Annotated in this window: 18 protein-coding genes; 12 read left to right on the forward strand and 6 right to left on the reverse strand. The window is 65.8% G+C overall.

What is annotated here, in order from left to right; all coding sequences use genetic code 11:
• Window positions 1-146: 146 nt before the first annotated feature.
• On the reverse strand, window positions 147-1,073 hold the full coding sequence (locus TP2_RS02605) for a PHP domain-containing protein (protein WP_420804581.1): 927 nt from the start codon (window positions 1,071-1,073) through the stop codon (window positions 147-149).
• A 101-nt stretch (window positions 1,074-1,174) separates the two neighbouring features.
• On the opposite strand from TP2_RS02605, the gene TP2_RS02610 reads away from it, so the two are divergent.
• The 5 genes from TP2_RS02610 to TP2_RS02630 all read left to right on the forward strand — a co-directional run bounded on the left by TP2_RS02610 (window position 1,175) and on the right by TP2_RS02630 (window position 5,547).
• The gene (locus TP2_RS02610) at window positions 1,175-1,774 is read left to right on the forward strand and encodes a tetratricopeptide repeat protein (protein WP_038072946.1); all 600 of its coding nucleotides are present in this window, start codon (window positions 1,175-1,177) and stop codon (window positions 1,772-1,774) included.
• Window positions 1,775-1,938: 164 nt separating this feature from the next.
• Window positions 1,939-2,559: a 30S ribosomal protein S4 gene (gene rpsD / locus TP2_RS02615; protein WP_038072948.1), complete on the forward strand. Its 621-nt coding sequence runs from the start codon at window positions 1,939-1,941 to the stop codon at window positions 2,557-2,559.
• A 365-nt stretch (window positions 2,560-2,924) separates the two neighbouring features.
• Window positions 2,925-4,019: a histidinol-phosphate transaminase gene (gene hisC, locus TP2_RS02620; RefSeq protein ID WP_038072956.1), complete on the forward strand. Its 1,095-nt coding sequence runs from the start codon at window positions 2,925-2,927 to the stop codon at window positions 4,017-4,019.
• A complete protein-coding gene (locus TP2_RS02625) occupies window positions 4,016-4,942 on the forward strand; it encodes a prephenate/arogenate dehydrogenase family protein (protein WP_038072957.1) in 927 nt (308 codons plus the stop codon). The genes hisC and TP2_RS02625 overlap by 4 nt, the downstream gene beginning before the upstream one ends.
• Window positions 4,939-5,547, forward strand: a complete 609-nt coding sequence (locus tag TP2_RS02630; protein WP_084713799.1) for an extensin-like domain-containing protein — start codon at window positions 4,939-4,941, stop codon at window positions 5,545-5,547. The genes TP2_RS02625 and TP2_RS02630 overlap by 4 nt, the downstream gene beginning before the upstream one ends.
• Here the strand turns inward: TP2_RS02630 and TP2_RS02635 are convergent.
• Window positions 5,535-6,590: a DUF2125 domain-containing protein gene (locus TP2_RS02635; protein ID WP_169739497.1), complete on the reverse strand. Its 1,056-nt coding sequence runs from the start codon at window positions 6,588-6,590 to the stop codon at window positions 5,535-5,537. The two genes, TP2_RS02630 and TP2_RS02635, sit on opposite strands and share 13 nt — an antisense overlap.
• Before the next feature lie 51 nt (window positions 6,591-6,641).
• On the opposite strand from TP2_RS02635, the gene TP2_RS02640 reads away from it, so the two are divergent.
• The 5 genes from TP2_RS02640 (at window position 6,642) to TP2_RS02660 (ending at window position 17,276) form a co-directional block, all read left to right on the forward strand.
• Window positions 6,642-7,190 (forward strand): gamma-glutamylcyclotransferase, encoded by a 549-nt coding sequence (locus TP2_RS02640; RefSeq protein WP_038072959.1) that lies wholly within the window; start codon window positions 6,642-6,644, stop codon window positions 7,188-7,190.
• A gap of 56 nt (window positions 7,191-7,246) precedes the next feature.
• Window positions 7,247-8,446, forward strand: a complete 1,200-nt coding sequence (locus TP2_RS02645; protein WP_038072960.1) for an SPX domain-containing protein — start codon at window positions 7,247-7,249, stop codon at window positions 8,444-8,446.
• A gap of 3 nt (window positions 8,447-8,449) precedes the next feature.
• Window positions 8,450-9,841: a peptidoglycan -binding protein gene (locus TP2_RS02650; protein ID WP_038072961.1), complete on the forward strand. Its 1,392-nt coding sequence runs from the start codon at window positions 8,450-8,452 to the stop codon at window positions 9,839-9,841.
• A 245-nt stretch (window positions 9,842-10,086) separates the two neighbouring features.
• Entirely contained in the window at window positions 10,087-15,510 is a 5,424-nt protein-coding gene (locus TP2_RS02655) for an MBG domain-containing protein (RefSeq protein WP_038072963.1), read from the forward strand.
• A gap of 17 nt (window positions 15,511-15,527) precedes the next feature.
• Window positions 15,528-17,276, forward strand: coding sequence for a ShlB/FhaC/HecB family hemolysin secretion/activation protein (locus tag TP2_RS02660; RefSeq protein WP_169739498.1), 1,749 nt, complete (start codon window positions 15,528-15,530; stop codon window positions 17,274-17,276).
• Between the two features lie 16 nt (window positions 17,277-17,292).
• On the opposite strand, the gene TP2_RS02665 is transcribed toward TP2_RS02660, so the two are convergent.
• From TP2_RS02665 to pyrC, 3 genes are all read right to left on the reverse strand, one after another.
• Window positions 17,293-18,792 (reverse strand): replicative DNA helicase, encoded by a 1,500-nt coding sequence (locus TP2_RS02665; RefSeq protein WP_084713805.1) that lies wholly within the window; start codon window positions 18,790-18,792, stop codon window positions 17,293-17,295.
• Window positions 18,793-19,031: 239 nt separating this feature from the next.
• The gene (locus TP2_RS02670) at window positions 19,032-19,709 is read right to left on the reverse strand and encodes an orotate phosphoribosyltransferase (RefSeq protein WP_038072965.1); all 678 of its coding nucleotides are present in this window, start codon (window positions 19,707-19,709) and stop codon (window positions 19,032-19,034) included.
• Window positions 19,710-19,817: 108 nt separating this feature from the next.
• On the reverse strand, window positions 19,818-20,858 hold the full coding sequence (pyrC, locus tag TP2_RS02675) for a dihydroorotase (RefSeq protein WP_038072966.1): 1,041 nt from the start codon (window positions 20,856-20,858) through the stop codon (window positions 19,818-19,820).
• A gap of 172 nt (window positions 20,859-21,030) precedes the next feature.
• Here pyrC and TP2_RS02680 point away from each other — a divergent pair, with 172 nt between their 5' ends.
• Window positions 21,031-21,246 carry a hypothetical protein gene (locus TP2_RS02680; protein WP_038072971.1) on the forward strand — a complete coding sequence of 72 codons (216 nt, stop codon included), beginning with the start codon at window positions 21,031-21,033 and terminating at the stop codon, window positions 21,244-21,246.
• A 102-nt stretch (window positions 21,247-21,348) separates the two neighbouring features.
• Window positions 21,349-21,666 (forward strand): urease accessory protein UreE C-terminal domain-containing protein, encoded by a 318-nt coding sequence (locus TP2_RS17835; RefSeq protein WP_051692128.1) that lies wholly within the window; start codon window positions 21,349-21,351, stop codon window positions 21,664-21,666.
• A gap of 30 nt (window positions 21,667-21,696) precedes the next feature.
• Here the strand turns inward: TP2_RS17835 and TP2_RS02690 are convergent, their stop codons facing one another.
• Window positions 21,697-22,638, reverse strand: coding sequence for a hypothetical protein (locus TP2_RS02690; protein WP_051692129.1), 942 nt, complete (start codon window positions 22,636-22,638; stop codon window positions 21,697-21,699).
• Window positions 22,639-22,736: the final 98 nt, after the last annotated feature.

Raw genomic sequence — 22,736 nt, forward strand, 5'->3', positions numbered from 1 at the left:
CTTTCAAGCGCGCGGCAGGGCAGGATGCGCCGCCCGGTGCGCGTCCTGTTAGCGTTATCATGGCGCGGTGGACGGCGGCGAACAGGGGGCGCGGGATCAACTCTGATCGCGCGGGGCTTACGAAGGGGTGAGGGCGGCGTGAGGCCTCAGTCGGTCTCGCGCCAGATCGGGTTCGACCAGGCCCGCTTGCCCGCGGCGTCGATCACCGAAACCCGAATCCAGGGCGAGCCGTTGAAGCGCGACAGCGGCACCTCGGTTTTCGTGAGCGAATTGCCATGCTTGGCGACTGCGGCGATGCCGTGGCCCTGCACGATGACCGAGGAGACGGCCGAGCTTTCGACCGTGATCGTCTTGCCATCCCAAAAGATCTGGCGCAGCTCCGGTCCCTGGCTCGAATAGTAATGGCCCGATTTGAGCGCCGCGAGCAGCGCTTCGGGAGTGTTCGTCTCGGCGCCCACCATCACCCAGCCGCCGAAATGGTCCGGCTCGGTGAAATGCGCGTCATCGGTGGCGATCAGGTTCAGCCGCTTGCCCTCGGACAGCAGCAGATCGAGCGTGTGGAACCCGTCCGCCCGGTCGCAGCCCATCGCGCAGCCGTGGTTATAGGTTTCCACCGCGTGAGCCGCTTCGATCGAGCGTGCGTCGTTCATCGTCATGCCCGACCATTGCGGATGGGCGATGGCGACGAAGGCGCCGGCTTCGACCGCGCGGGCGGCGATCTCGGGGCCGCTCTCCATCCCCTCGACGGGGTTGAAATGGGGCGCATGGCCGGGGGCGAAATCGGCAGGCAGGCCGACGGCGAGGATATGCCACAGCTCGCCGTTCTCCATCGGGCCGGAATGCAGCTCGGCCCCGAGGATCGTCGTGAAATCGTCATCGCGGAAGGGCAGGGTATCCGCGATCGGGTAGTTGAAGAGGCCGATGAAATGATCGGTGAGCGCGAGGAAGTCATAGCCCTCCGCCTTGTAGCGACGGCAGACCTCGGCCGGTTCCAGACAGCCATCCGAGAGCGTCGAATGGGTGTGCAGGTTGCCGCGCCAGAAGGGCAGGGCGGTGTCGAACATCTTTTGCATCGGGGCCTCCGGTCGTTTTTCGCGCCCGCTTTGGCAGCGGCACGCGACAGGCTTGTGACAATCCGCTCGCATCCGCAACGATTCTCGGGGATGGTGCGGGCATGAGCGGATTGGCGAAACTCGGGCATCTGATTGCCGCGCAGGATTGGGCGGGGGCCGAGGCGGTCCTGCGCCGCGAAGCCGCGCGCAAGGACGCGCCCGCGCAGATCTTCTACAATCTCGCCAAGGTGTTGGAGGCCGCAGGGCGCCCCGAACAGATGGGCCACTGGCTGACCCGCGCGGTGAAACGCGACCCCGGCTATGCGATCGCGTGGTTTGAGCTCGGCCGTGTGAAGCTTGCCGGGGATCAGCTGGAAGAGGCTCGCGCGGCTTTCGCCAGGGCGCTCGCGCTCGACCACCAAGACGCGGATGCCGCGCGCAATCTGATGCGGCTCGCGCTGCGGCTGGGGCACTGGGAAGAGGCCGCCAATGCCGCGCATCGTCTGGGCGCGGATCCGGAGGCGCTCGCGACCCGCTACCGCGCTGCGAGCGAGCTGGGACATGTGGACGAGGCCGATCATCTGCGCAACGCGCTGCTGCACGATCCGGCCAATCGCGCTGTGGCGCTCAAGGCGCTGACGCGGGTGGCGAAGGGACAATTGCCGATGCGCCTGCCGGGCTTGGGTGAAGACCGGGGCGATAACGGTGCCAAGGACGGTTGACACCCCCATCGCAGCCTGTATAAGCCCGCCATCCCGGTAACGCGAGTTGCCGGGGTTATTCATTGGTGTTGGTGGACCTCGCAAGAGGAAACCTGTCGCCCGAAGCCCGCAAGGGTGGACGGAGGAGGACAACGCCCTTCGAACTTTAAAGAAGGAGATCAGAGATGACGAAACGCACCTCTGCCAAGTACAAGATCGACCGCCGTCTGGGCGAAAACATCTGGGGCCGCGCCAAGTCGCCGGTCAACCGCCGCGAATACGGCCCCGGCCAGCACGGCCAGCGCCGCAAGGGCAAAATGTCGGATTTCGGCACCCAGCTGCGCGCCAAGCAGAAGCTCAAGGGCTACTATGGCGACCTCACCGAGAAGCAGTTCCGCCGCATCTACGCCGAAGCCGAGCGTGTGAAGGGCGACACCGGTGAAAACCTGATCGGTCTGCTCGAGCGCCGCCTCGACGCGCTGGTCTACCGCGCCAAATTCGTGCCGACCGTTTTCGCGGCGCGTCAATTCGTGAACCACGGCCACGTGCTGGTGAACGGCAAGAAAGTGAACATCCCGTCGTACCGCCTGAAAGAAGGCGACGTGGTCGAAGTTCGCGAGAAGTCGAAGCAGATGGCTCTCTTTCTCGAAGCCGTTCAGTCGGCCGAGCGTGACGTGCCCGACTACCTCGAAGTCGACCACAACAAAATGATCGCGAAATTCGTGCGCACCCCGGCCCTGTCGGACGTGCCCTACGCGGTGATGATGGAACCGAACCTCGTCGTCGAATTCTACGCGAAGAACTGATCTCTCAGTCTTCGCCGATTATTCGGGAAAGGCCGTGCCGCAGGGCGCGGCCTTTTTCTTTTGGCGAGAAGGGAGAAATTCCTTTGCCCGGATCAGCCGCGAAGCGGCCCGGGCAGCGCCCGACCGCCCCCTCGGGCGGGCGCTTTGGCAACGCAAGCGCGCAGATCGAGGTCGCCCGGATTTGTCGGGAATTAAAGTGAGGGCCTCGAAAGCCGGGCACCCGCCCGGCGGTCGGGCGCCGCCCTGCGCAGCCATTCCCGCACCCACCCGTTGCACCCTTGCCGCGACCTCGCAAGGGGGTGATCTTCTGACTAGCCCTGAGCGGACTGTGAGGATAGAACTCGGGCACGATTCAGGAGTGCCCAATGACGACGCATATTCGCCCCCAGCCCGGTATTATGGACATCGAGCTCTATCAGGGCGGCGCTTCCCATGTGGCCGGGCGCACCGATGCGGTGAAGCTCAGCTCGAACGAGAACCCTTTCGGCCCGTCCGACAAGGCTAAGGACGCGTTCGCGAAATGCGCGCATTCGATGCACCGCTACCCCTCGACCGATCACGCCCGGCTGCGCCAGGCGATCGGTGAGGTGCACGGGCTCGACCCTGACCGCATCATCTGCGGCGTGGGCTCGGACGAGATCATCCACTTCCTGTGTCAGGCCTATGTCGGCGCGCGCGACGAGGTCGTGTTCACCGAGCACGGCTTCCTGATGTATCGCATCTCGACCAAGGCCGCGGGCGGTACGCCGATCGAAGTGCCCGAGCGTGAGCGCACCACCGATGTCGATGCGATCCTCGCGGCCTGCACGAAGAAAACGAAGCTCGTCTTCCTCGCCAACCCGAACAACCCGACCGGCACGATGATCGGGCTGGCCGAGCTGGAACGGCTCGCGACCGGCCTGCCGAAAGGCGCGCTTCTGGTCATCGACAGCGCCTATGCGGAATATGTCGAGGGCTATGACGGGGGCGCGGAGCTGGCGACGCGCCTGCCCAACGTGTTCATGACCCGGACCTTCTCGAAGATCTACGGGCTCGGCGGTTTGCGCGTCGGCTGGGGCTATGGCGATCGCGAGGTGATCGACGTGCTCAATCGCATTCGCGGGCCGTTCAACCTTTCGACTGCGCAGCTCGACACTGCCGAGGCGGCCGTGCGCGATCAGGACTGGGTCAACAAATGCCGCGACGACAACACGCGCCTGCGCGCATGGCTGGCCGAAGCTTTGGCTGAAAAGGGTGTTCCATCAGATACTTCCACGGCGAACTTCATCCTTGCGCGGTTTGCGTCCGAGGATGAGGCGGCCGCCTGTGACGAGTATCTGAAATCCGAAGGGATCATCGTGCGGCGCGTGGCGGGCTACAACCTGCCGAACTGCCTGCGCATCACCGTGGGCGACGAGCCCTCCTGCCGCCGCGTGGCGCATCTGATCGGTGTGTTCAAGGCGGGCGGTGCGATCGCATGAGCCAGATTTATGAGAAGGTCGCGCTGATCGGACTGGGGCTGATCGCCTCGTCGATGGCGCGAGCGATACGCGCGAAAGGCCTGGCGGGCGAGATCGTGGGCCATGCGCGCTCGGCCGAGACGCGCGCGACCGCGCTGGAGATCGGGCTGGTCGATGCGGTCTATGAGCGGGCTGCCGAGGCGGTGCAGGGCGCCGATCTGGTGGTGCTTTGCGTGCCCGTCGGCGTGATGGGCAAAATCACCGAAGAGATCGCGCCGCATCTGGCACCTGGCGCGACCGTGACCGATGTCGGCTCGGTTAAGCGCGCGGTGATCGACGCGGTCGGCCCGCATATGCCTGAAGCTGTGCATTTCATCCCCGGTCACCCCTTGGCCGGGACCGAGCAATCGGGCCCGCGCGCGGGTTTCGCGACGCTCTTCGTGAACCGCTGGTGGCTTTTCACGCCGCTTGAGGGCACCGATCCGGCGGCTCTGACACGGGTGAAATCGCTGGTTGAGGCGATGGGCGCGAATACCGACGAGATGGCGCCCGATCATCATGATCTTGTGCTCGCGGTCGTGTCGCATACGCCCCACCTGATTGCCTATACAATGGTGGGCGTGGCAGATCACCTTCGTCGTGTAACCCACGAAGAAGTCATAAAATATTCTGCTACGGGTTTTCGCGACTTTACCCGGATCGCGGCCTCGGACCCGGTGATGTGGCGCGATGTGTTCCTGACCAACAAGGAAGCGACGCTCGATATTCTGGGCCGCTTCACCGAGGAACTCTTCATGCTGCAACGCGCGATCCGCATGGGCGATGGCGAGATGCTGCACGACTATTTCACCCGCACCCGCGCGATCCGTCGCGGAATCATCGAGGCGGGTCAGGATACGGACGCTCCGGATTTCGGTCGCGCCGTGCCGAAGAAGGACGAATGAGGGCCGCGCCTCTCATCGGTCTTGCGGCGCTGATGGCGCTAGGCTCCTGCGGGCGAGGTGGGGAAGAGCGGCTCAATGCGCGCTATTCCTCATCGGGCAAGCTGTGCGGGATCTCGGGTCTCGAAGGTCAGGAAATCGCACCGATCGACGGCCCCGGTGGCTGCGGGATCGACGCTCCGGTTCAGATCACCGCTGTCTCGGGCATTCGTCTGACGAGCCCCGCGCGGGTCAACTGCACCACCGCCAAGGCGTTCAAGCGCTGGGTCGATCGCGGCATCAAGCCAGCCGTGGGCAAGCGGGGCGGCGGGATCGAGTCGATCCGGATCGCTGCTTCCTATGCCTGCCGGAGCCGCAATTCGCAGCGTGGCGCGAAGCTATCGGAACATGCCAAGGGCAATGCGATTGATGTTTCGGGCGTGATCTTGCGCGATGGGTCCGTGCTGACGGTGCTCGGCGACTGGCGCAAGGGGCCGGTGATCAAACGGATGCACAAATCGGCCTGCGGGCCCTTCGGCACCGTGCTTGGCCCGAAATCGGATCGCTTCCATCAGGACCACATCCATGTAGATGTGGCCAGCTATCGCTCCGGCCCTTACTGTCGCTGAGCGGGGAATTGCGGCGCCGCCCCCAGAGGGATCGGACCGAGACTCATCAACCCGTTATGGAAGACCATCGGCACTTCGAGCGCGTTGCCGGGATCCTTCGCGGCCATCATCGTGCCGACCGAGCGCAGAACCTTCACCTCGTCCTTGCCGATCATGCCGAGCCCGCGTGCGATGTCGATCCAGTTCTTCCAGGAGGCCGACCGGATCATGATCGTCCCTTCGGGATAGCCGCTCGGGTCGATGGTCAGATTGCCCTTGGCCGAGAGGTCATTGCCGCCCCAGCTCAGGGACAGGTCGCTGAGCGAGAGCGTCATCAGCCCCGGCAGACCGTCCTGCGCCGTTGTCTGCGTGATCGGGGCGCGCAGTCCGGCGATCGCGTCGAGGTGTAGCCGCGCCACGGTTGCGGGCAGGCCTGCTTTCGGGGCCAGCTCCTTCGCGAGATCGGGCGGCAGTGTGAGATTCACCGCCTCCGCGCCAAGTCGGTAGGCCGCGGCCGGCATGATCAGCCCGCTCGCTTCGGCAGCCCCTTTCAGCGCGCCCTGCGCCTTGTCCTCGCGCGAGATCGCCAGCCGGACCTGATCGGCGGCAAGCGTCGGGGCGCTGCCCGTATCGGGTTTCAGCACCGGATTGCTCAGCACCGCGATCGCCTCTTCAAGCGGTAGAGCGGTCGAATAGCCCACCGTCATCGAGGCGCGCATATCTGCGAGATCGAGCGTATAACTCTGATCGCCGACGGAGATCGTCTGGCCCGAGGGCAGATAGGCGATCACCTCATTGGGCGCATATCCCAGTGCAAAGATCTGGGCGAAGGGGGCTGTCCAGCTCCAGGCGCCGTTCTGGTCACGCAGTTCTGGCTTGTCGAAGGTCAGATCGAAACGCGAGGGAAAGCCCGCGAGGGATACCGATTGCGCATCGCCCCAGCCCTCGGAACGCGCCTGAACGATCATCGCCTGCGCGCCGTCTTCGATCTTGCGCGCACCAAGGAACCAGTAGCCCGCATAGGCGAGCGTCGCGATCACCACCAGCCAGATCAGTTTGCGCATCGCCTGCGGCCTCTTTGCAAATTCCTCGCCCTCCATGTAAGGGCTGATCGCATGCAGGACCAGTCACATGACGATACGATCTGGATCTTCGGCTATGGCTCGCTGATCTGGGATCCGGGGTTTGATCCGGCCGAACGGGTTCTCGCCCGCGCGCCGGGGTGGGAACGCAGCTTCTGCCTGCGCTCTCTTGTCCATCGCGGTACGCCCGAGGCACCGGGTCTGGTGCTGGCGCTCGACGCGGGGCAGGGCGCTTGCGCGGGGCTCGCCTTTTCGGTGCGTACCGGGCAGGAGGTCGAGGTGATGGCCTATCTGCGCAAGCGTGAGCTGGTCACCTCGGCCTATCTGGAGACCCGCGTGGCGCTGGAACTGGCCGACGGGCGACAGGTCGAGGCGGTGACCTACGTGATCGACCGCCACCATGACCAGTATTGCGGCGGGCTGACCCATGAGGAGCAGGCCGCGATCATCGCCGAGGCACATGGCGGCCGCGGGCCCAACTGCGAGTACCTGTTCAATACGGCCGCCCATCTGCACGAACTGGGCATTCCCGATCCGCATCTTGATGCGCTTGCGGCACGGGTTCGTGAACTGTCGCGATAGGTCTTGGCGAAATGCGACGCCCCCGCTAGGCTCGGGCCAAACAGGCAAGAGGGGCAATGATGCAGGAGCCGATCCGGCTGGAGCCGCAATTCTCGCAACCCGTGCGGCAGGTGCTGCTGATGCTGCTGGTGCTCGGGCTCGTGGGGGCGGGAGGCTATTTCGCCTATTCGCGCATCTTCCCGATTTTTCTCGCAAATCCCTGGCTGAACGGGGTGATCGCCGCCGTCTTCGTCTTCGGTATCCTTGCCTGTTTCTGGCAGGTGGTACAGCTCGTGCAGGCGGTGAACTGGATCGAGAGCTTCGCCGCTGACCGTCCCGGCCGCCCGCAGGTGCGCGCGCCTTCGGTTCTGGCCCCGCTCGCCGCCCTGCTGGGATCACGCGAGGCACGCCGCGCGGTGTCCTCCTCCTCGGGCCGCTCGATCCTCGAATCCGTGGCGACCCGGATCGACGAGGCGCGCGACATCACCCGCTATATCGCGGGGCTTCTGATCTTCCTTGGCTTGCTCGGCACCTTCTACGGTCTTGCGACCACGGTGCCCGCAGTGGTCGAGACGATCCGCGCCCTTGCCCCGAAAGAGGGCGACAGCGCGATGGGGGTCTTCGACAACCTGATGACCGGGCTCGAGGCGCAGCTTGGCGGCATGGGCACGGCCTTCTCCTCCTCGCTTCTGGGGCTCGCGGGCTCGCTGGTGGTGGGGCTTCTGGAGCTGTTCGTCAGCCACGGTCAGAACCGGTTCTACCGCGAGCTCGAGGAATGGATTTCCTCGATCACGCGGCTGTCCTTCACTGCGCTCGAAGGGGGCGATGGCGAGGGCTCGATGGTCGCGGGGGTGCTCGATCACATGGCCGAGCAGATGGAGCAGATCCAGACGCTTTTCGTGCGCTCGGATGCGGGGCGGGTGCAGACCGAGGCGCGCATCGCCCATCTGTCGAACGCGATCCATGATCTGTCCGAGCGGCTCAGCGCCGAGATGGATGCCCGTGCGCGCCAGCAAAACGCGTTGCAGATAATGGCGGACGGGCAGGAGCGGCTGATCACCTCTCTCGACCGGCTGGCCGCGCGTACCGAAGAGGGCGCGCCCGAGGCCGAGGCGCTGATGGAGACACGGATGCGGTTGCGCTCGATCGACCAGCAGATGATGCGGATGCTCGAGGAAATCTCGGCGGGCCGGCAGGAAAGCATGGCCGATCTGCGCCACGATTTCGCAGCCCTCACCCGCGCCCTTCTCGGCTACAAGCCGCGCAGCGAGGAGTGATCCATGGCGCTCGCCCGCCGCAACTCCGGCCGTTTCTCCACCAATATCTGGCCCGGCTTCGTCGATGCGATGACGGCGCTCCTGCTGGTGCTGATGTTCGTGCTGTCGATCTTCATGATCGTGCAATCGGTGCTGCGCGACACGCTGACCACGAAGGAAGGCGAGCTGACCGCGCTCAATGAGCAGGTCGCGAACCTCGCTCGGGCGCTGTCGCTCGAGCAGACGCGGAGCCAGACGCTGACGGGCCAGCTTGAAGATGCAAAGGACAAGGCCGATCAGCAGCAGACCCTGATCGCCACGCTCACCTCGCAGCTCGAAACGCGGCAGGCGGCGCTCGATACGGCCACTCAGAAGATCACCGAGTTCGAGGCCCGCGTCACCCAGCTGATCGGGCAGCGCGATGCGGCACTGGCCGATGCGAGCGCCAAGGCCGACGAGATCCGGCTGAGCAAGGAAACCATCGCCGATCTGCGCGACAAGCTGACGAAATCGGGTGACGAGGTCGCGGCGATGACGCTCCAGCTCGAAGAGGCGCGCAAGCAGGCCGAAGACACGCTGACCCTTCTGGCCGCTGCCCAAGCTGCGAAGAAGGATCTGCAAGCCCAGCTCGACCAGCAGCTTTCCGAGGCCGAGAAACAGGCGGCGCTGAAGCTCACCGCGCAGCAGGCGCTGGAGAAACAGACGCAGATCTCGGACGATGCGGCGAAGAAGGTGGCGCTTTTGAACCAGCAGGTCGCCGCGCTGCGCAGCCAGCTCGCGCAGCTGCAAAACGTGCTCGACGAGGCGCAGCAGAAGGATGCCGAGGCCAAGGTCCAGATCGACAATCTGGGCCAGCAGCTCAACGCGGCGCTGGCCCGTGCCGCCGCCGAGGAAAAGAAACGCGCCGATCTCGAAGAGGCCGCGCGCAAGAAGGCCGAGGCCGAGGCGAAGGATCTGCAGAATTACCGCTCGGAGTTCTTCGGCCGCCTGTCGCAACTTCTGCGCGGCAAGGAAGGCGTGAAGGTCGAGGGCGACCGTTTCGTCTTCTCCTCCGAGGTGCTCTTCGCGCCCGCCTCCGCCACGCTCTCGGATGCGGGCAAGCTACAGATCAAGCAGGTGACGGGGCTGCTCGATCAGCTCAGCGGCGAGATCCCGAAGGATATTCCCTGGATCATCCGCGTCGACGGTCACACCGACGATACGCCACTTTCGGGTCAGGGCCAGTTCAAGGACAACTGGGAACTCAGCCAGGCTCGCGCGCTTTCGGTGGTGAAATACATGGTCGAGGATCTGGGCTTCCCGCCCGATCGGCTCGCCGCCGCAGGCTTTGCCGAGTTCGATCCGGTCAACACTGCCGACACGCCCGAGGCGCGCGCGCAGAACCGCCGTATCGAGCTGAAACTGACCGAACGCTGAGGGCGTTGCGCCGCGTCGTGATGCCGACGCATCGGCCGATCTGCCCGGTTTTGGACGTTGTCCGCCTTTTCGGCGCCGCCTATCCTTTTGGTGCATTTGGAAATGAACAAAACCGGGCGCGGCGTGACCTGTCGCGATCTCGGATCGCCCTCGGATAGCCGCGAAATAACGGGCGGCGAGGGATAGCAGGCGAGGATTGCAGGCTGAAGACTTCAGAGGAATTTTCCCGCGCCCTGGCGGTCGGGATGGTCATCGGGCTCGGGCCTGTCTGCCTTTCCATGCCGGTTCAGGCCGAAAATCTTCCCGTGGGCGGGCAAGTGGTTACCGGGTCGGCCACGATCACGGCACCCGGCGCCGATGCTCTGATCATCCGACAAGACAGTGACAAGGCGATCGTCAACTGGTCGCAGTTCAATATCGGAGCCGCCCAGAGTGTCGATTTCCAGAATGGCAGCGGGGCGACGCTCAACCGGGTTACAGGCGGTGATGTCTCGACGCTCTCGGGGCAGCTCAGCGCGACGGGCAGCGTCTATCTGATCAACCCCGCGGGCGTGATCATCGGGCCGGACGGGGTCGTGACGACCGGTGGCGATTTCGTGGTCTCGACGCAGGGGCTCAGTGATGGCGCTTTCCTGGGCGGGGGCGATCTGACCTTCGCGGGTTCGTCCAAGGCACAGGTGCTCAATCTCGGCACGATCACCGCGCAGCAGGGTGATGTGGCGCTGATCGCGCGGCAGGTCGAGAATGACGGCACGATCTCGGCGCCCAATGGCACGGCGGCGCTGGCGGCGGGCTATCAGGTGGTGCTGCGCGGGGCCGATCTTGGCGATGGCAAGATCGAGGTGCAGCTGGGCGGTGACGACACCGGCGTGATCAATCGCGGCACGATCGAAGCGGCCAGCGCCGAGCTGCGCGCCAATGGCGGTAATGTCTACGCGCTGGCGGGCAACCGCGGTGGCGAGATCAACGCGACCGGCGTGGCTCGGCAGGGCGGGCGGGTTTTCCTGACGGCCGGGGCCACGGGCCATGTGGCGGTGAGCCAGAAGATCACGTCGCGCGCCGCCCCAGCGACCAGCCCGCGCCCGCCCGAGCGGCCCGTGGGTCGCGTCACGATTTCCGGCCAGACGGTCGATCTGTCCGGCACGATCGACGCGCGCGGCCCTGAGGGCGGGGCGGTCAAGGTCACGGGCGCGACGATTACCCAAAGCGGCACCATCGACGCCTCGGCCGAGGCGGCGGGCGCTGCGGGCGGTTCGATCGAATTGCTGGCCAGCGGGGCGCTGAGCAGCTCTGGCGATCTGATCGCGCGCGGTGGCGCGGGCGGGCAGGGCGGCTTTGTCGAGACCTCCGGTCACACGGTCGATTTCACCGGGCTGTCCGTCGATACAAGGGCCGAGGGCGGTCCGGCGGGGCTCTGGCTCGTCGATCCCGAGGATATCACCGTCGATGCGGCGGCGGCCTCGGTGATTTCGGCGAACCTCGCGACCAGTTCGGTCATGCTGCAAACCACCGCCAGCACGGCGAGCGGGACCGGCACGATCACCCCCGGCGCGGGCGATATCAGCATCGACGCGCCGATCGCCTGGGCGAGTGACACGACCCTGACGCTCGACGCCTATCACGCGATCACGATCAACGCGGCGATCTCGCCGCAAGGTGGCGGCAGCGTGGCGCTGAATTACGACGCCTCTGACCTTGGCAATCTCAGCTTCGGGCTGACCAGCGCCGGGTTCAAGGGGCGCATCGACTACGGCGCCACCGATCTCGGCAGCGCCCTGAGCATCAACGGCACGCCTTATACGCTGCTCTATTCGCTCGGTCAGCTTGACGCGGCAGATGGGGTCGACGCGATGACGGGGGCGGGCATGCCCGACGATCCGACCGGCAATTATGCGCTGGCGACCAGCCTCGACGCACAGGGGGCGACCTATTCCCAGGCTCTGGTCAACACGAGCGGTATCTCGAGCAGTATTTTCGACGGGCTCGGCAATACCGTCTCGAACCTCTCTGTTCATGGTGACAGCACGGTCGGGCTCTTTGGTGTGATGGGCGGGACGCTGCGCGATATCGGGGTCGACGGCGGCACGATGAGCGGCGTGGGCGGTGTCGGCGGGCTGGTGGGGTTCCTTTCCACCACTGCCACCGTGTTCGATGCGTTCAGCACGGCGGCGGTCGAGGGCCGCTACGACCCGAACGGGTTCGGCGGCAGCTATGGCGGTCTGGTCGGCTCCAGTCTCGGAACGATCCGCAACAGCTTTTCGACCGGGACGGTGCGCGCCGAAAACAGCACTCTCGGCGGGCTTGTCGGCGCCAATGCCGGCACGATCCGCGAGAGTTTCTCGACCGCCTCGGTGACCTTCCTGCCGCAAGATGCCAGCTTCGATGGTTCCAGCTACTCCGGCGGGCTCGTCGGCTACAATTCCACGGGCGGCAAGATCCGCGACAGTTTCGCGATGGGGGCCGTCAGCGGCTGGAAGGCTTCCGGCGGGCTGGTGGGCTACAACAGAGGCGCGATCGAGACCTCCTTCGCCACCGGGGCGATCCTGAACCAGCCCCTGCAGACGACGAACACCTACGGCACCGGCACGGGCGCCTATGATCCGCCGCTCTTCGGCGGGCTGGTGGGCTACAGCACCGGCACGATCACGAACAGCTATTTCGACCGCGATACGGCAGGCACGCCGGTCAATTATTACGGTGGCACCGCGCTGGTCACCAGCGAGCTTCAAAACGCGCTGCCCACGGGCTTCGATCCGTCGGTCTGGGCAACGGGGGCGGACCTTTACCCCTATCTCAAGAGCACCGCGCCCGATGGGCTCGCGGCGGTGTCGGGCACGGCCTATCTCGAGGCGGGCCAGTATCGCAGTGTGTATGTCTCGCAGACCTCGGCACTGGCGGAGCGGTCGGCGGATAATCGTGCGGTGCCGGAGGGGCTGGGCCTGCAAAACAGCATCCTCACCGAGGGGGGGGCTGCGGCGCGCGTGGCGCTCGATAGCGAGGGCGCGCGACTGCTGGCCGGTTCGGTCGGCGCCAATGGCACATACTACCTCTTCGCCCCGGCAGATCGGCTGACGGCGGGCAGCGATCTCGTGGTCTCCGCACCGGGTGATACGGTCTCGGGCATGACCGCCGGGGCGCGGGTGCTGCCCGCAACCACCGGCACGCTTGCGCCCGTGACGACGGCGGATCTCTATGCGGGCTTCCTGACCGGCCCGACCGATGCGGCGACGCTTGCCAGCCTGCCCGGCCTTGCGAGCCTCAAGACGCGCGCCGCGGCCGCGAGCGGCGCGCAGACGCAATCGCTGATCGCGGGGCTGGAGCTTCCGGGCTACCAGACCTCCGCCGCCCGCTTCGATATCGACGCGGCCTATAGCGGGTCCGGTTTCCTCGTGCTGAGCGACCGCGATGCGCCGATCACCGTCAGCGCCCCGCTCACGATCACCGATGGGAGCGCGCTGGCGCTTCTGTCGGGGGGCGCGCTTAACATCCTCTCGAAAGTCAGCCTGCAGGGCGGCTCGCATGTGGCGCTTGGCTATGACACGTCGGATCTGGGCAATCTCAGCTTCGGCCTGACGCCCGATGGCTTTGTCGGCTCGCTCGATTACGGCGCGACCGATCAGGGCGGCACGCTGGTGATCAATCGCCAGCCCTATGTACTGGTCTATTCTGCCGATGCGTTCGCATCGCGGCCCTCGATCGCGAGCGACGCGGTCAACCTCGCGCTTGCCCATGAGATCGACGCGAGCAGCATCAACCAGTCGGACGCGCTGATCCCCTGGACCTATTACGGCAGGTTCAACGGCCTCGGCCATGTGATCCGGGGCGGGCAGTTCGGAGGGCTCTTCGGCGATGCGGGGATCGGAGGCCTCCTGGAGCCTGACCTGCGCGAGGTGCGGGATCTGGGCTTCGAAGGGGGCCAGGTGACGAATTCGGTTCTCGCCTCTGGCGGCGGCGTCGGTGGCACGATCATGAATGTCTATTCCACCAATGACGTGACGGGTGGGAATTATGTCGGCGGGCTCGTGAACGGGGTTTCGAACGGGGGTGGCACGGGCTTGCTGATCCGCAATTCCTTCGTGACCGGGTCGGTCAGCGGCGGCGACTATGTTGGCGGGCTTGTCGGCTGGGCCGTGGGGCCGGCGACGATCCTGAATTCCTATGCGACGGGGGATGTCACGGGAGCGTCGCAGGTCGGCGGGCTGATTGGCGGGACCAATGGCAACGCCTCTATCCGCCGCAGTTTCGCGAGCGCGGCCGTGACCGGGACGGGCAACGATATCGGCGGGTTGATCGGTCTGTCCGCCGATGGGGACTACAAGGACGTCTATGCCTCCGGCGATGTCACCGCCACCGGCCCGGTGCCCGCTGGTAGCAATGTGGGCGGGCTGATCGGGCGCAGCTCGGGCGATGTGATTGCCGCCTCCTATGCTTCGGGTGCGGTCTCCGGTCTCGGCGCCACGGGCGGGCTGGTCGGCGCGGCGAACGGGTCGTCGTCCACCCTGGCTTTCTATGACAGCACGACCACGGGGCAGCTGAGCGATGCCGTGGGGGCGACCCCGCTCACCACGGCGCAATTCATGGATACGGCCGGGTTCATGGCAGGCGCAACCGGCTGGGATTTCGCCAATGTCTGGTCGCCGCCCGGGGATGGCTATGACCCGCAGCTCTACGCGCTGAGCCCCGTGATCTGGGTCAGCCAGACCGATGCGACCGCGCAATATGGCGACAGCAGCGCCAGTATCACGTCCGTGTCGGGCCTGAATGGCGGGCCTCAGGCCTATGCATTCGGCCCTGCGGGGGATAGCCTCGATCTGACCGGGGCGAGCTTCGCGACCGACCCCACGCAGGATGCGGGGCTCTATGCAACCGCGCTGCCAACCCAGAACACCCTTGCCCAAAGCGCGCTTGGGATCGGGTATCGCGTCTTCTATTTCGGTGATCAGAGCCTGACGATCAGCCCGCGCCCGATCACCGTGACGGCTGCGAGCCAGACCCGTCTCTATGGTGACGCAAACGCGGCCCTGAGCTGGACCATCAGCGGGGCGGGATTCGTGAACGGGGACAGCCTGAGCGGCGCGCTCGCGACGCAGGCGGATGTGACGAGCGGGGTCGGGTCTTACGACATCACGCAAGGCACGCTCTCCGCGTCGCCCAATTACGCGCTGAGCTTCGTGCCCGGCACGCTGACCGTCACGCCGCGCGCGCTGAGCATCACCGCCGAGGATCGGACCAAGACCTATGGCGATGCGCTGGTGCTCGACCCGCAGGGCTACACCGTGGCGGGGCTGGTCAATAGCGATACGGTCGATGGTGTGACGCTGAGCGCCGATGGGCTCGATGCGCTCGATCTGCCGGGGCTTTACCCGATCACGCCGAGCGATGCGCGGGGGCGGGGTCTGGGCAATTACGATCTGAGCTATTTGAATGGGCGGCTCAGTGTGAGCCTGCCGCAAGGCTTCGTGCCGATGCCGCCGATTGGCCCGCGTCCGGGGCCGGGACGGGAACCGGGGCAGGGTCGGGCGACGGGCAGCCCCTCGGCAGGGCACAGCCTCGGTCAGGGCGTCTCCCCCGTCGGCTGCGGCGCGGGCGAGGGTCGGATGCCCTGCGCGGCGCTGCCCTATGCGACGAACTGGCAGCCGGGTCCGAGGATCCGCTTCGAGGCGAATTGAGACAGGGGCGGGACAAGGTGAGAGCAATCGCGCAGAGCCGGGCCAAAGCAGCGCGCGCGTTGGGCGCGGCGCTTCTGCTGTTGCCGGTGGCGGCCTTCGCCGCACCGATCGAGCGCAACCCGGCCCCGACCGGCACGACAAGCGCCCCGGTGCAGCTGACCGCGCCGCCCAATGTCACGCCCGAGACCGCCGATCCCACGCCGATCGCGGGGGCGCTGCGGGCGGTCCGGTTCCTTGGCCCCGAGACGGCGGTGCGCGCACCCGGAAAGATAAGTGCCGGTGTCGATACCGGCGCGCTGGCGACCCTCGACGATCCGGCGTTTCGCGCGCGGATCGCGCCTTACCTTGGCCAGCCGATCTCGATGCGGCTGATCGGGCGGATCGAGGCGGCGGTGGCGGGCTGGTATGCCGAGCGCGGTCTACCCTTCGTTTCAGTCACCACGCCGCCGCAGGAGGTCACGGGCGGCGTCCTGCAATTCCGCGTCACCGAGTTCCGGCTGGGCACGCGTCGCGCGCAGACCACGGGCCAGATGACGCAGGCCGAGGCGCTCACGGGCATCCGCGCGCAGCCGGGACAGGCGATCAACACCGATCAGTTGGCCGAGGATCTCGACTGGCTGAGCCGTTCGCCCTTCCGCGATGTCGACGCGCGCTTCGCGCCCGGGGCGGAAACCGGGCAGACCGATCTGACGCTAAGCGTCACCGAAACGAAGCCCTGGCAGCTGAGCGCGCAAGTTGACAATTCCGGCGCGCGGTCGACCGGGACGAACCGGGTGCAGCTTGGCGCGATGGTCGGGGATTTCTGGCGTCCGGGCGCGGTGCTGTCTTACGCTTTCACCGCCAGTCCCGATGCGTTCCAGAAAGGCGCGATGCCCTTCGGCGGCCATCCCGATTACGCGAGCCACGCGCTGTCCCTGCACCTGCCGACCGTGCCGCGACAGGCGATCGAGGCGCGTTTCGATGTGGTCGAATCCAACAGCTACAGCTTTCCTTTCGACACCCGTTCGCGCGTGCTCGAAGGTCAGATCGGCTATCGCTTCGCGGCTTCCGCGCTTGGCCTGAAGCCCGGATCCGGCGATCTTTATGGCGGGATCGAGATGCGTCATGCGCTCGCCCAGACCCGGTTCGGCGGTACCAAGGTCAGCGATCTGACCGCTGATGTGGCGCAGCTTTATCTCGGTTGGTCGCGTGAGCGGATCGCCGATGGGGCCAAGACCTCGGCGCGCGTCGAAATGCGGCTTTCGCCGGGCGGCATGGGGGGTGACAATAGCGATGCGGATTTCGCCGCCTATTCCGGCGGGCGGGTGACAACATCGCGCTACGCCTATGCGGCGGTGTCGCTCTCGCGCAGCATGCCCATTGGCAAAACCGCACGACTCACCAGTGGGGTGAGCATGCAGCTCGCAAGCGCCGCGCTCCTTGATACCGAGCAATTCACGCTGGGCGGCGCCGGGGCCGTGCGCGGCTATATCCCCGATGACGGGGCCTTCGACAGCGCCGCGATCTGGCGCAACACCTTGAGCGGCGCGACGATGCCCGTGGGAAAGAGCATTGCGCTGACGCCGTATCTGTCGGCAGATCTGGGCTATGGGCGCGACCGCGGCACGGGCAGCGGGCAGGGCATGGCTTCGGTCGGGGCGGGCGCCTGGATCGCGCTGCCCCACAACGTCAACGCCTCGCTCGGCGCCGCTGTCGCCTTGCGCGATGCGGACATCACCCAGGCCGGAGATCTGCGGGTGGAGTTCAAGCTGAGCGCGGGGTTCTGACGCCGCGCTCCGCCGATCAGAATCCTTCGGCGCCGTCGCCCTGCCAGGGTTTCGCCAAATCGGAGAAGCGGGTGAACTGGCTCTCGAAGGCCAATTCCACCGTGCCGATCGGCCCGTGACGCTGCTTGCCGAGGATCACCTCGGCCTTGCCATGCACGCGCTCGGCCTTCTGCATCCATTCGGCGAATTTAGGGTCGTCTTCCGGCGGCTTGAGGCGCTCGTGATAATATTCGTCGCGATAGACGAACATCACCACGTCGGCATCCTGTTCGATCGAGCCGGATTCGCGCAGGTCCGACAGCTGCGGGCGCTTATCTTCGCGGCTTTCGACCGTCCGTGACAGCTGCGAGAGCGCGACCACGGGGATGTTGAGTTCCTTCGCGATGGCCTTCAGGCCCATCGAGATCTCGCCGATCTCCTGCACCCGGTTGTCGCCCCGGCCCGAGCCGCGCAGCAGCTGCAGGTAGTCGACGATCACCACGTCGAGCCCGTGGGTGCGTTTCAACCGGCGACAGCGCGCCGCGACCTGACCGATCGGCAGGGCGGGGGTGTCGTCGATATAGAGCGGGCAGGTTTCCAACGCTTTGGCCGCCTCAACGAAGCGGCGGAACTCGCTTTCGGTCATGTCGCCGCGGCGGATGCGTTCGGAAGGCACTTCGGAGGCTTCCGACAGGATCCGCGCGGCCAGCTGCTCGGCACTCATTTCCAGCGAGAAGAACCCGACCACGCCGCCTTCCACTGCGCCCTCGGTGCCATCGTGACGCCGCCCGCGTTTGTAGGCCTTGGCGATGTTGAAGGCGATGTTGGTCGCAAGCGAGGTCTTGCCCATCGAGGGACGCCCCGCGAGGATCAGCAGATCGGAGGGGTGGAACCCGCCGAGCTTCTTGTCGAGATCGGTGAGCCCGGTCGAGACGCCCGCCAGCCCGCCATCGCGCTGATAGGCGGCATTGGCCGACTGCACGGCCTCGGTCACTGCCGAGAGGAACGAGGTCCAGCCCTTCTGCGCCTGACCCTCTTCGGCGAGGTTGTAAAGTCGCTGCTCGGCCGCCGCGATCTGCTCTTTCGGATCGTCGTCGATCTGCGGCTTGCCCGCGCGCGACGAGATGTCCTGCCCCAGCTCGATCAGCCCGCGCCGCACCGCCATCTCGTAGATCATCAGCGCATAGTCGCGCGCCGCATAGGCCGAGATCGCGGCCCCTGCGAGACGTGCCAGATAGGCCGGTCCGCCCAGCTCCTGCAGGCCCGCGTCATCCTCGAGATAGGCCTTCAGCGTCACCGGAGAGGCCAGCGCGTTCTTCTGGATCTTGGCCGAGGCGACCTCATAGATGCGCTGGTGGACCGGCTCGTAGAAATGCTCCGGTTTGATGACGGCGGCGATCCGGTCATAGATGTCGTTATTGGTCAGGATCGCGCCAAGAAGCTGCTGTTCAGCTTCGATATTATGGGGCAGCGCGGTGCCCTCGGCGGGCAAATTTCCGGGCTGCCCCTCTTCGGGCCGTTGTGCCTGATCGTTCATGTCCCTGCCTCGAAGTCCCCGCCCCGTTCGAGGCTCTTCTAAGCCCTCGGAGGCGGAATGGGAATCTGGATAAGTCGGGGGAAAACCCCACTGTTTCAATGCGACTTACGGCATTTCTTGTAGGCTGCGAGGGGTAACCCTACCACATCTGCCCAATTTTCGCGAGGGGCGAGATTCGCGCCGCAAATGCTCCACAGAGCATCCACAGCGCTATCCACAGAAATCCGCGTGAGCGCGGTTCAGCCCTTGCGGGCCTCCTGCCAGGGGCGCGGATCGCTCAGGAAAGCCTCGACCTCATCGAGCGTTTCCTTCGTGAAATGCCCCTGCGCACGGGCCTCGGCCAGAACGTCCCACCAGGTGCACAGGTGATGCAGCTCGACGCCGTGCTCACGCAGGTTCGGCACGGTCTCGGGGAAGATGCCGTAATAGAAGATCACCGCCGTATGCCCGCAGGTTGCGCCGGTGTCGCGGATCGCATCGACGAAGCTCAGCTTCGAGCCGCCATCGGTGGTCAGATCCTCGACGAGCAGCACGCGCTGGCCCTCGGTCATCGCGCCCTCGATGCGCGCGTTGCGCCCGTAACCTTTGGGCTTCTTGCGCACATAGGTCATCGGAAGCGCCAGACGCTCGGCCACCATCGCGGCGAAGGGAATGCCCGCCGTCTCGCCGCCCGCGATATTGTCAAACGCCTCGAAGCCCGCCTCGCGCATCACCGTCACGGCGAGAAAATCCATCAGCGTCGAGCGGATGCGGGGATAGGAGATCAGCTTGCGGCAGTCGATATAGGTCGGCGAGGGCAGGCCGGAGGCGAGCGTGAAGGGCTCGTCGGCGTTGAAATGCACGGCCTCGATTTCCAGAAGCATCCGCGCGGTCAGGCGGGCGATTTCGTCTTTGCTGGGGAAGGAGCTGGGGATCATCGGTTCGTCCTTATCGTGTCTGGCTTCCAACTGCTTCAAATATCCCCCGCGGAGCGTCCATCGGATGGGCCGGGAGCCTCCGGCGGGGATATTTCGGGCAGTTGGAAATCAGCGTTTTACATGCCAATGGACCGGGAAGCCCGGATCGAAGAGGGTGACGGGGCCGGCGCCGGTGTCGATCTTGGCGGGCCAGATATTGGGCTGCTCGGTCTTCTCGAGCGTCAGCGTGGTCTCGTTCACCGGCAGCCGGTAGAAGGCGGGGCCGTTGCGCGAGGCGAAGGCCTCGAGCTGGTCGAGCGCGCCCTCGGCTTCGAAGACATGGGCCAGCAGCGGCATCGTATGGGTCGCGGTGAAACAGCCCGCGCAGCCGCAGGCGCTTTCCTTTGCCGGATCGGCGTGCGGCGCGCTGTCGGTGCCAAGGAAGAAATGCGGGTTGCCCGAAGTCGCGGCCTTGACCAGCGCCTGACGATGGATCTCGCGCTTGGCGACCGGCAGGCAGTAGTAATGCGGTTTGATCCCGCCCACGAGGATATGGTTGCGGTTGATGATCAGGTGATGCGTGGTGATCGTGCCGCCCATGTCATCGCCTTGCGAAGAGACATAGTCCACGCCGTCGCTGGTGGTGATATGTTCCATCACCACGCGCAGACCCGGGGTCTTGCGGCGGATCGGGTCGAGCACGGTCTCGATGAACACGGCCTCGCGGTCGAAAATGTCGATCTCGGGGCTCGTCACCTCGCCATGCACACAAAGTGGCAGGCCGATCTCGGCCATCTTTTCCAGCACGCCGCGCACCTTGTCGAAGTCGCGCACGCCCGAATCCGAGTTCGTCGTGGCGCCCGCCGGATAGAGCTTCACCGCCTTCACCAGACCGGAAGCTGCGGCCTCAGCCACGTCCTGCGGGTCGGTCTTCTCGGTCAGGTAGAGCGTCATCAGCGGTTCGAAATCGCTTCCCTCCGGCAAGGCCTTCAAGATGCGCTCGCGATAGGCGGCGGCATCGGACCCGCGCACAACGGGCGGCACGAGGTTCGGCATGATGATCGCGCGGGCGAAATCGCGGGCGGTCTCGGGGGCGACACCTTCCAGCATCGCGCCATCGCGCAAATGCAGGTGCCAATCGTCGGGGCGGGGAAGGGTGATGGTGCTCATGGGATTTCCTTAGCGTGAGGCAGGGCGCGAATCCAGAGGCTCCGCGCATGCTGCGCTGCGGCAAATGCATGGCGGGGATGCGCAGATGGCGGTGGTATGGGCAGTGAGGCTGACCTAAATTGGGATGCAAGGGAGGAAACGACCTGAACCCAAACCCTCAGGAGGTTTCCAAATGGCTTTCATCACCACCGCCGGCCAATCCGGCCAATCCGTCTTCGCCCGTGCTGTCCACGGGATCGCCGAAGGGCTCGTGACCTATATGGAACGCCAGTCGCGTCAGAGCCAGATCCAGCGGCTCGAGGCGAAATCCGATGCCGAGCTGGCCGCGATGGGCCTCTCGCGTGACCGGATTGTCGCGCATGTCTTCCGCGACCGGTTCTATTTCTGACACGATTATCGTGACGTGATGCAAGGGCAGGCCCGGTCGGGCTTGCCCTTTGCCTTTCGGCTTTGCGATACTCTCGTCATCTCAGGTCGCACGGGGGGCGAGATGTCGAGCATCAATCAGAAAACCACTCTCATCGAGCTTCGCGGCGATCTTGTGCGTGCGGCGCTTTGCATCGGCCGGTTTCATGCCCCGTGCCAAGTTGAGCCCGACCGCCTCCTGGTCATGGCAGATCCGGCGCTGAGCGCGGCGCTGTCGGATCTGGGCCTCACGCTCACCCCTGTCGACGAAGCCTTCACCCAAGTCGAGATGCCTGCGTCCTGCATGCCCGCGCGCCGCGTGATCACGCATGGATCGCATGCGCATGAAACGGATGAGGATGACGAGGCCGACCTGCCCGCGGGCCCGGCCTCCAACGCCTGACTTCTTGAAGAATCGGGGCAAGGGGCGCGCTTAGGCCGCGCCCATCTCCTGGCGCGAGCCCGGAAGCGTGATGCCCTGTTCCGCGAGATCGGCTTCGAGCTTCTGATACCGCGCCCGGAAACGCGGCCCGTTGAGCCGCTCGGCCACGTTGCGGCAGACCAGCGCCTCGAGATAGGGGCGCTCCGCGTCTTGCAGGCTCGCAAGGATATTGCGCATGTAGCGCGGCAGGTTGCGCCGGGCGCGATAGAGGGTCCAGAACCGCGCTGCGTCGAACTGGTCGCGACAGGCCTCGGTCAGAATGTCGTCGAGGATCGACATGTCGCGCAGCATCCCCTCGGGTGTCTGGCCGAGATGGGGGCAAGGCAGGAGCGTCACGCAGGGGCGCGCGAAGAGCGCCGCATGCATCGCGTCGAGCCGCTCGCGCGGATCATAGATGACGAAGGCCTGCCCCACACCGTCCAGCATCTCGGGCGCGAAACCGTAGCGATCGGTGAAGGAGGTCCGGCGCATCTCGGGGAAACGATCGTCCCACCCGGCAAGACGCGGATCAAGCGTGGCCTGCGGGGCGAGCGCGAGCACCGTGGCGCCAGGCGCCGCAACCGAGAAGGCCGCCGCCGCATAGCCGCAGGCGCCCGCGCCATAGAACACGACCCGGTCGAAATCCTCGAAAAAGGCCTCGTCCACGAGCCGGTCGAAATAGGCAAAGACATGGGGGTCACGAAACCAGCTCTCGTCCGAGCAGATCAGCGCCAGCGAAGACCAGCCGTTTTCCTGCGCGAGCCGCAACCCGCGCGGCAGCGCAGTCTCGTCCTCGGCGGTGATCACCGCACGGCGCTCGAAGCTGACCAGAAGAACCGGGCCGTCATCGTGGAAGACGGCATCATGCGAGGGGCCGAGCGGCTCGAAATAGCCGCTTTCCTCCACGACCTCTTCCAGCCGGGTCTGCCAATCGCTGTCGTCTTGCTTCGCCATTCGCGTCTCGATTGCTGGCTCGTCTCATGCGCCGCCCGCGCGGGGTCTGAACCGATACTCAAAGAATATGGTCTTTGTATCAACCGATGAAAGCGGCA

It is taken from the genome of Thioclava pacifica DSM 10166 (genome assembly GCF_000714535.1).
Taxonomy (GTDB): Bacteria; Pseudomonadota; Alphaproteobacteria; order Rhodobacterales; family Rhodobacteraceae; genus Thioclava; species Thioclava pacifica.

What these genes read in the sequence shown, in the direction of transcription:
- TP2_RS02605 (WP_420804581.1), bottom strand. Translation starts at nt 1,073, where the DNA reads ATGCAAAAGATGTTCGACACCGCCCTGCCCTTCTGGCGCGGCAACCTG.
- TP2_RS02610 (WP_038072946.1), top strand. Translation starts at nt 1,175, where the DNA reads ATGAGCGGATTGGCGAAACTCGGGCATCTGATTGCCGCGCAGGATTGG.
- rpsD (WP_038072948.1), top strand. Translation starts at nt 1,939, where the DNA reads ATGACGAAACGCACCTCTGCCAAGTACAAGATCGACCGCCGTCTGGGC.
- hisC (WP_038072956.1), top strand. Translation starts at nt 2,925, where the DNA reads ATGACGACGCATATTCGCCCCCAGCCCGGTATTATGGACATCGAGCTC.
- TP2_RS02625 (WP_038072957.1), top strand. Translation starts at nt 4,016, where the DNA reads ATGAGCCAGATTTATGAGAAGGTCGCGCTGATCGGACTGGGGCTGATC.
- TP2_RS02630 (WP_084713799.1), top strand. Translation starts at nt 4,939, where the DNA reads ATGAGGGCCGCGCCTCTCATCGGTCTTGCGGCGCTGATGGCGCTAGGC.
- TP2_RS02635 (WP_169739497.1), bottom strand. Translation starts at nt 6,590, where the DNA reads ATGCGCAAACTGATCTGGCTGGTGGTGATCGCGACGCTCGCCTATGCG.
- TP2_RS02640 (WP_038072959.1), top strand. Translation starts at nt 6,642, where the DNA reads ATGCAGGACCAGTCACATGACGATACGATCTGGATCTTCGGCTATGGC.
- TP2_RS02645 (WP_038072960.1), top strand. Translation starts at nt 7,247, where the DNA reads ATGATGCAGGAGCCGATCCGGCTGGAGCCGCAATTCTCGCAACCCGTG.
- TP2_RS02650 (WP_038072961.1), top strand. Translation starts at nt 8,450, where the DNA reads ATGGCGCTCGCCCGCCGCAACTCCGGCCGTTTCTCCACCAATATCTGG.
- TP2_RS02655 (WP_038072963.1), top strand. Translation starts at nt 10,087, where the DNA reads ATGGTCATCGGGCTCGGGCCTGTCTGCCTTTCCATGCCGGTTCAGGCC.
- TP2_RS02665 (WP_084713805.1), bottom strand. Translation starts at nt 18,792, where the DNA reads ATGAACGATCAGGCACAACGGCCCGAAGAGGGGCAGCCCGGAAATTTG.
- TP2_RS02670 (WP_038072965.1), bottom strand. Translation starts at nt 19,709, where the DNA reads ATGATCCCCAGCTCCTTCCCCAGCAAAGACGAAATCGCCCGCCTGACC.
- pyrC (WP_038072966.1), bottom strand. Translation starts at nt 20,858, where the DNA reads ATGAGCACCATCACCCTTCCCCGCCCCGACGATTGGCACCTGCATTTG.
- TP2_RS02680 (WP_038072971.1), top strand. Translation starts at nt 21,031, where the DNA reads ATGGCTTTCATCACCACCGCCGGCCAATCCGGCCAATCCGTCTTCGCC.
- TP2_RS17835 (WP_051692128.1), top strand. Translation starts at nt 21,349, where the DNA reads ATGTCGAGCATCAATCAGAAAACCACTCTCATCGAGCTTCGCGGCGAT.
- TP2_RS02690 (WP_051692129.1), bottom strand. Translation starts at nt 22,638, where the DNA reads ATGGCGAAGCAAGACGACAGCGATTGGCAGACCCGGCTGGAAGAGGTC.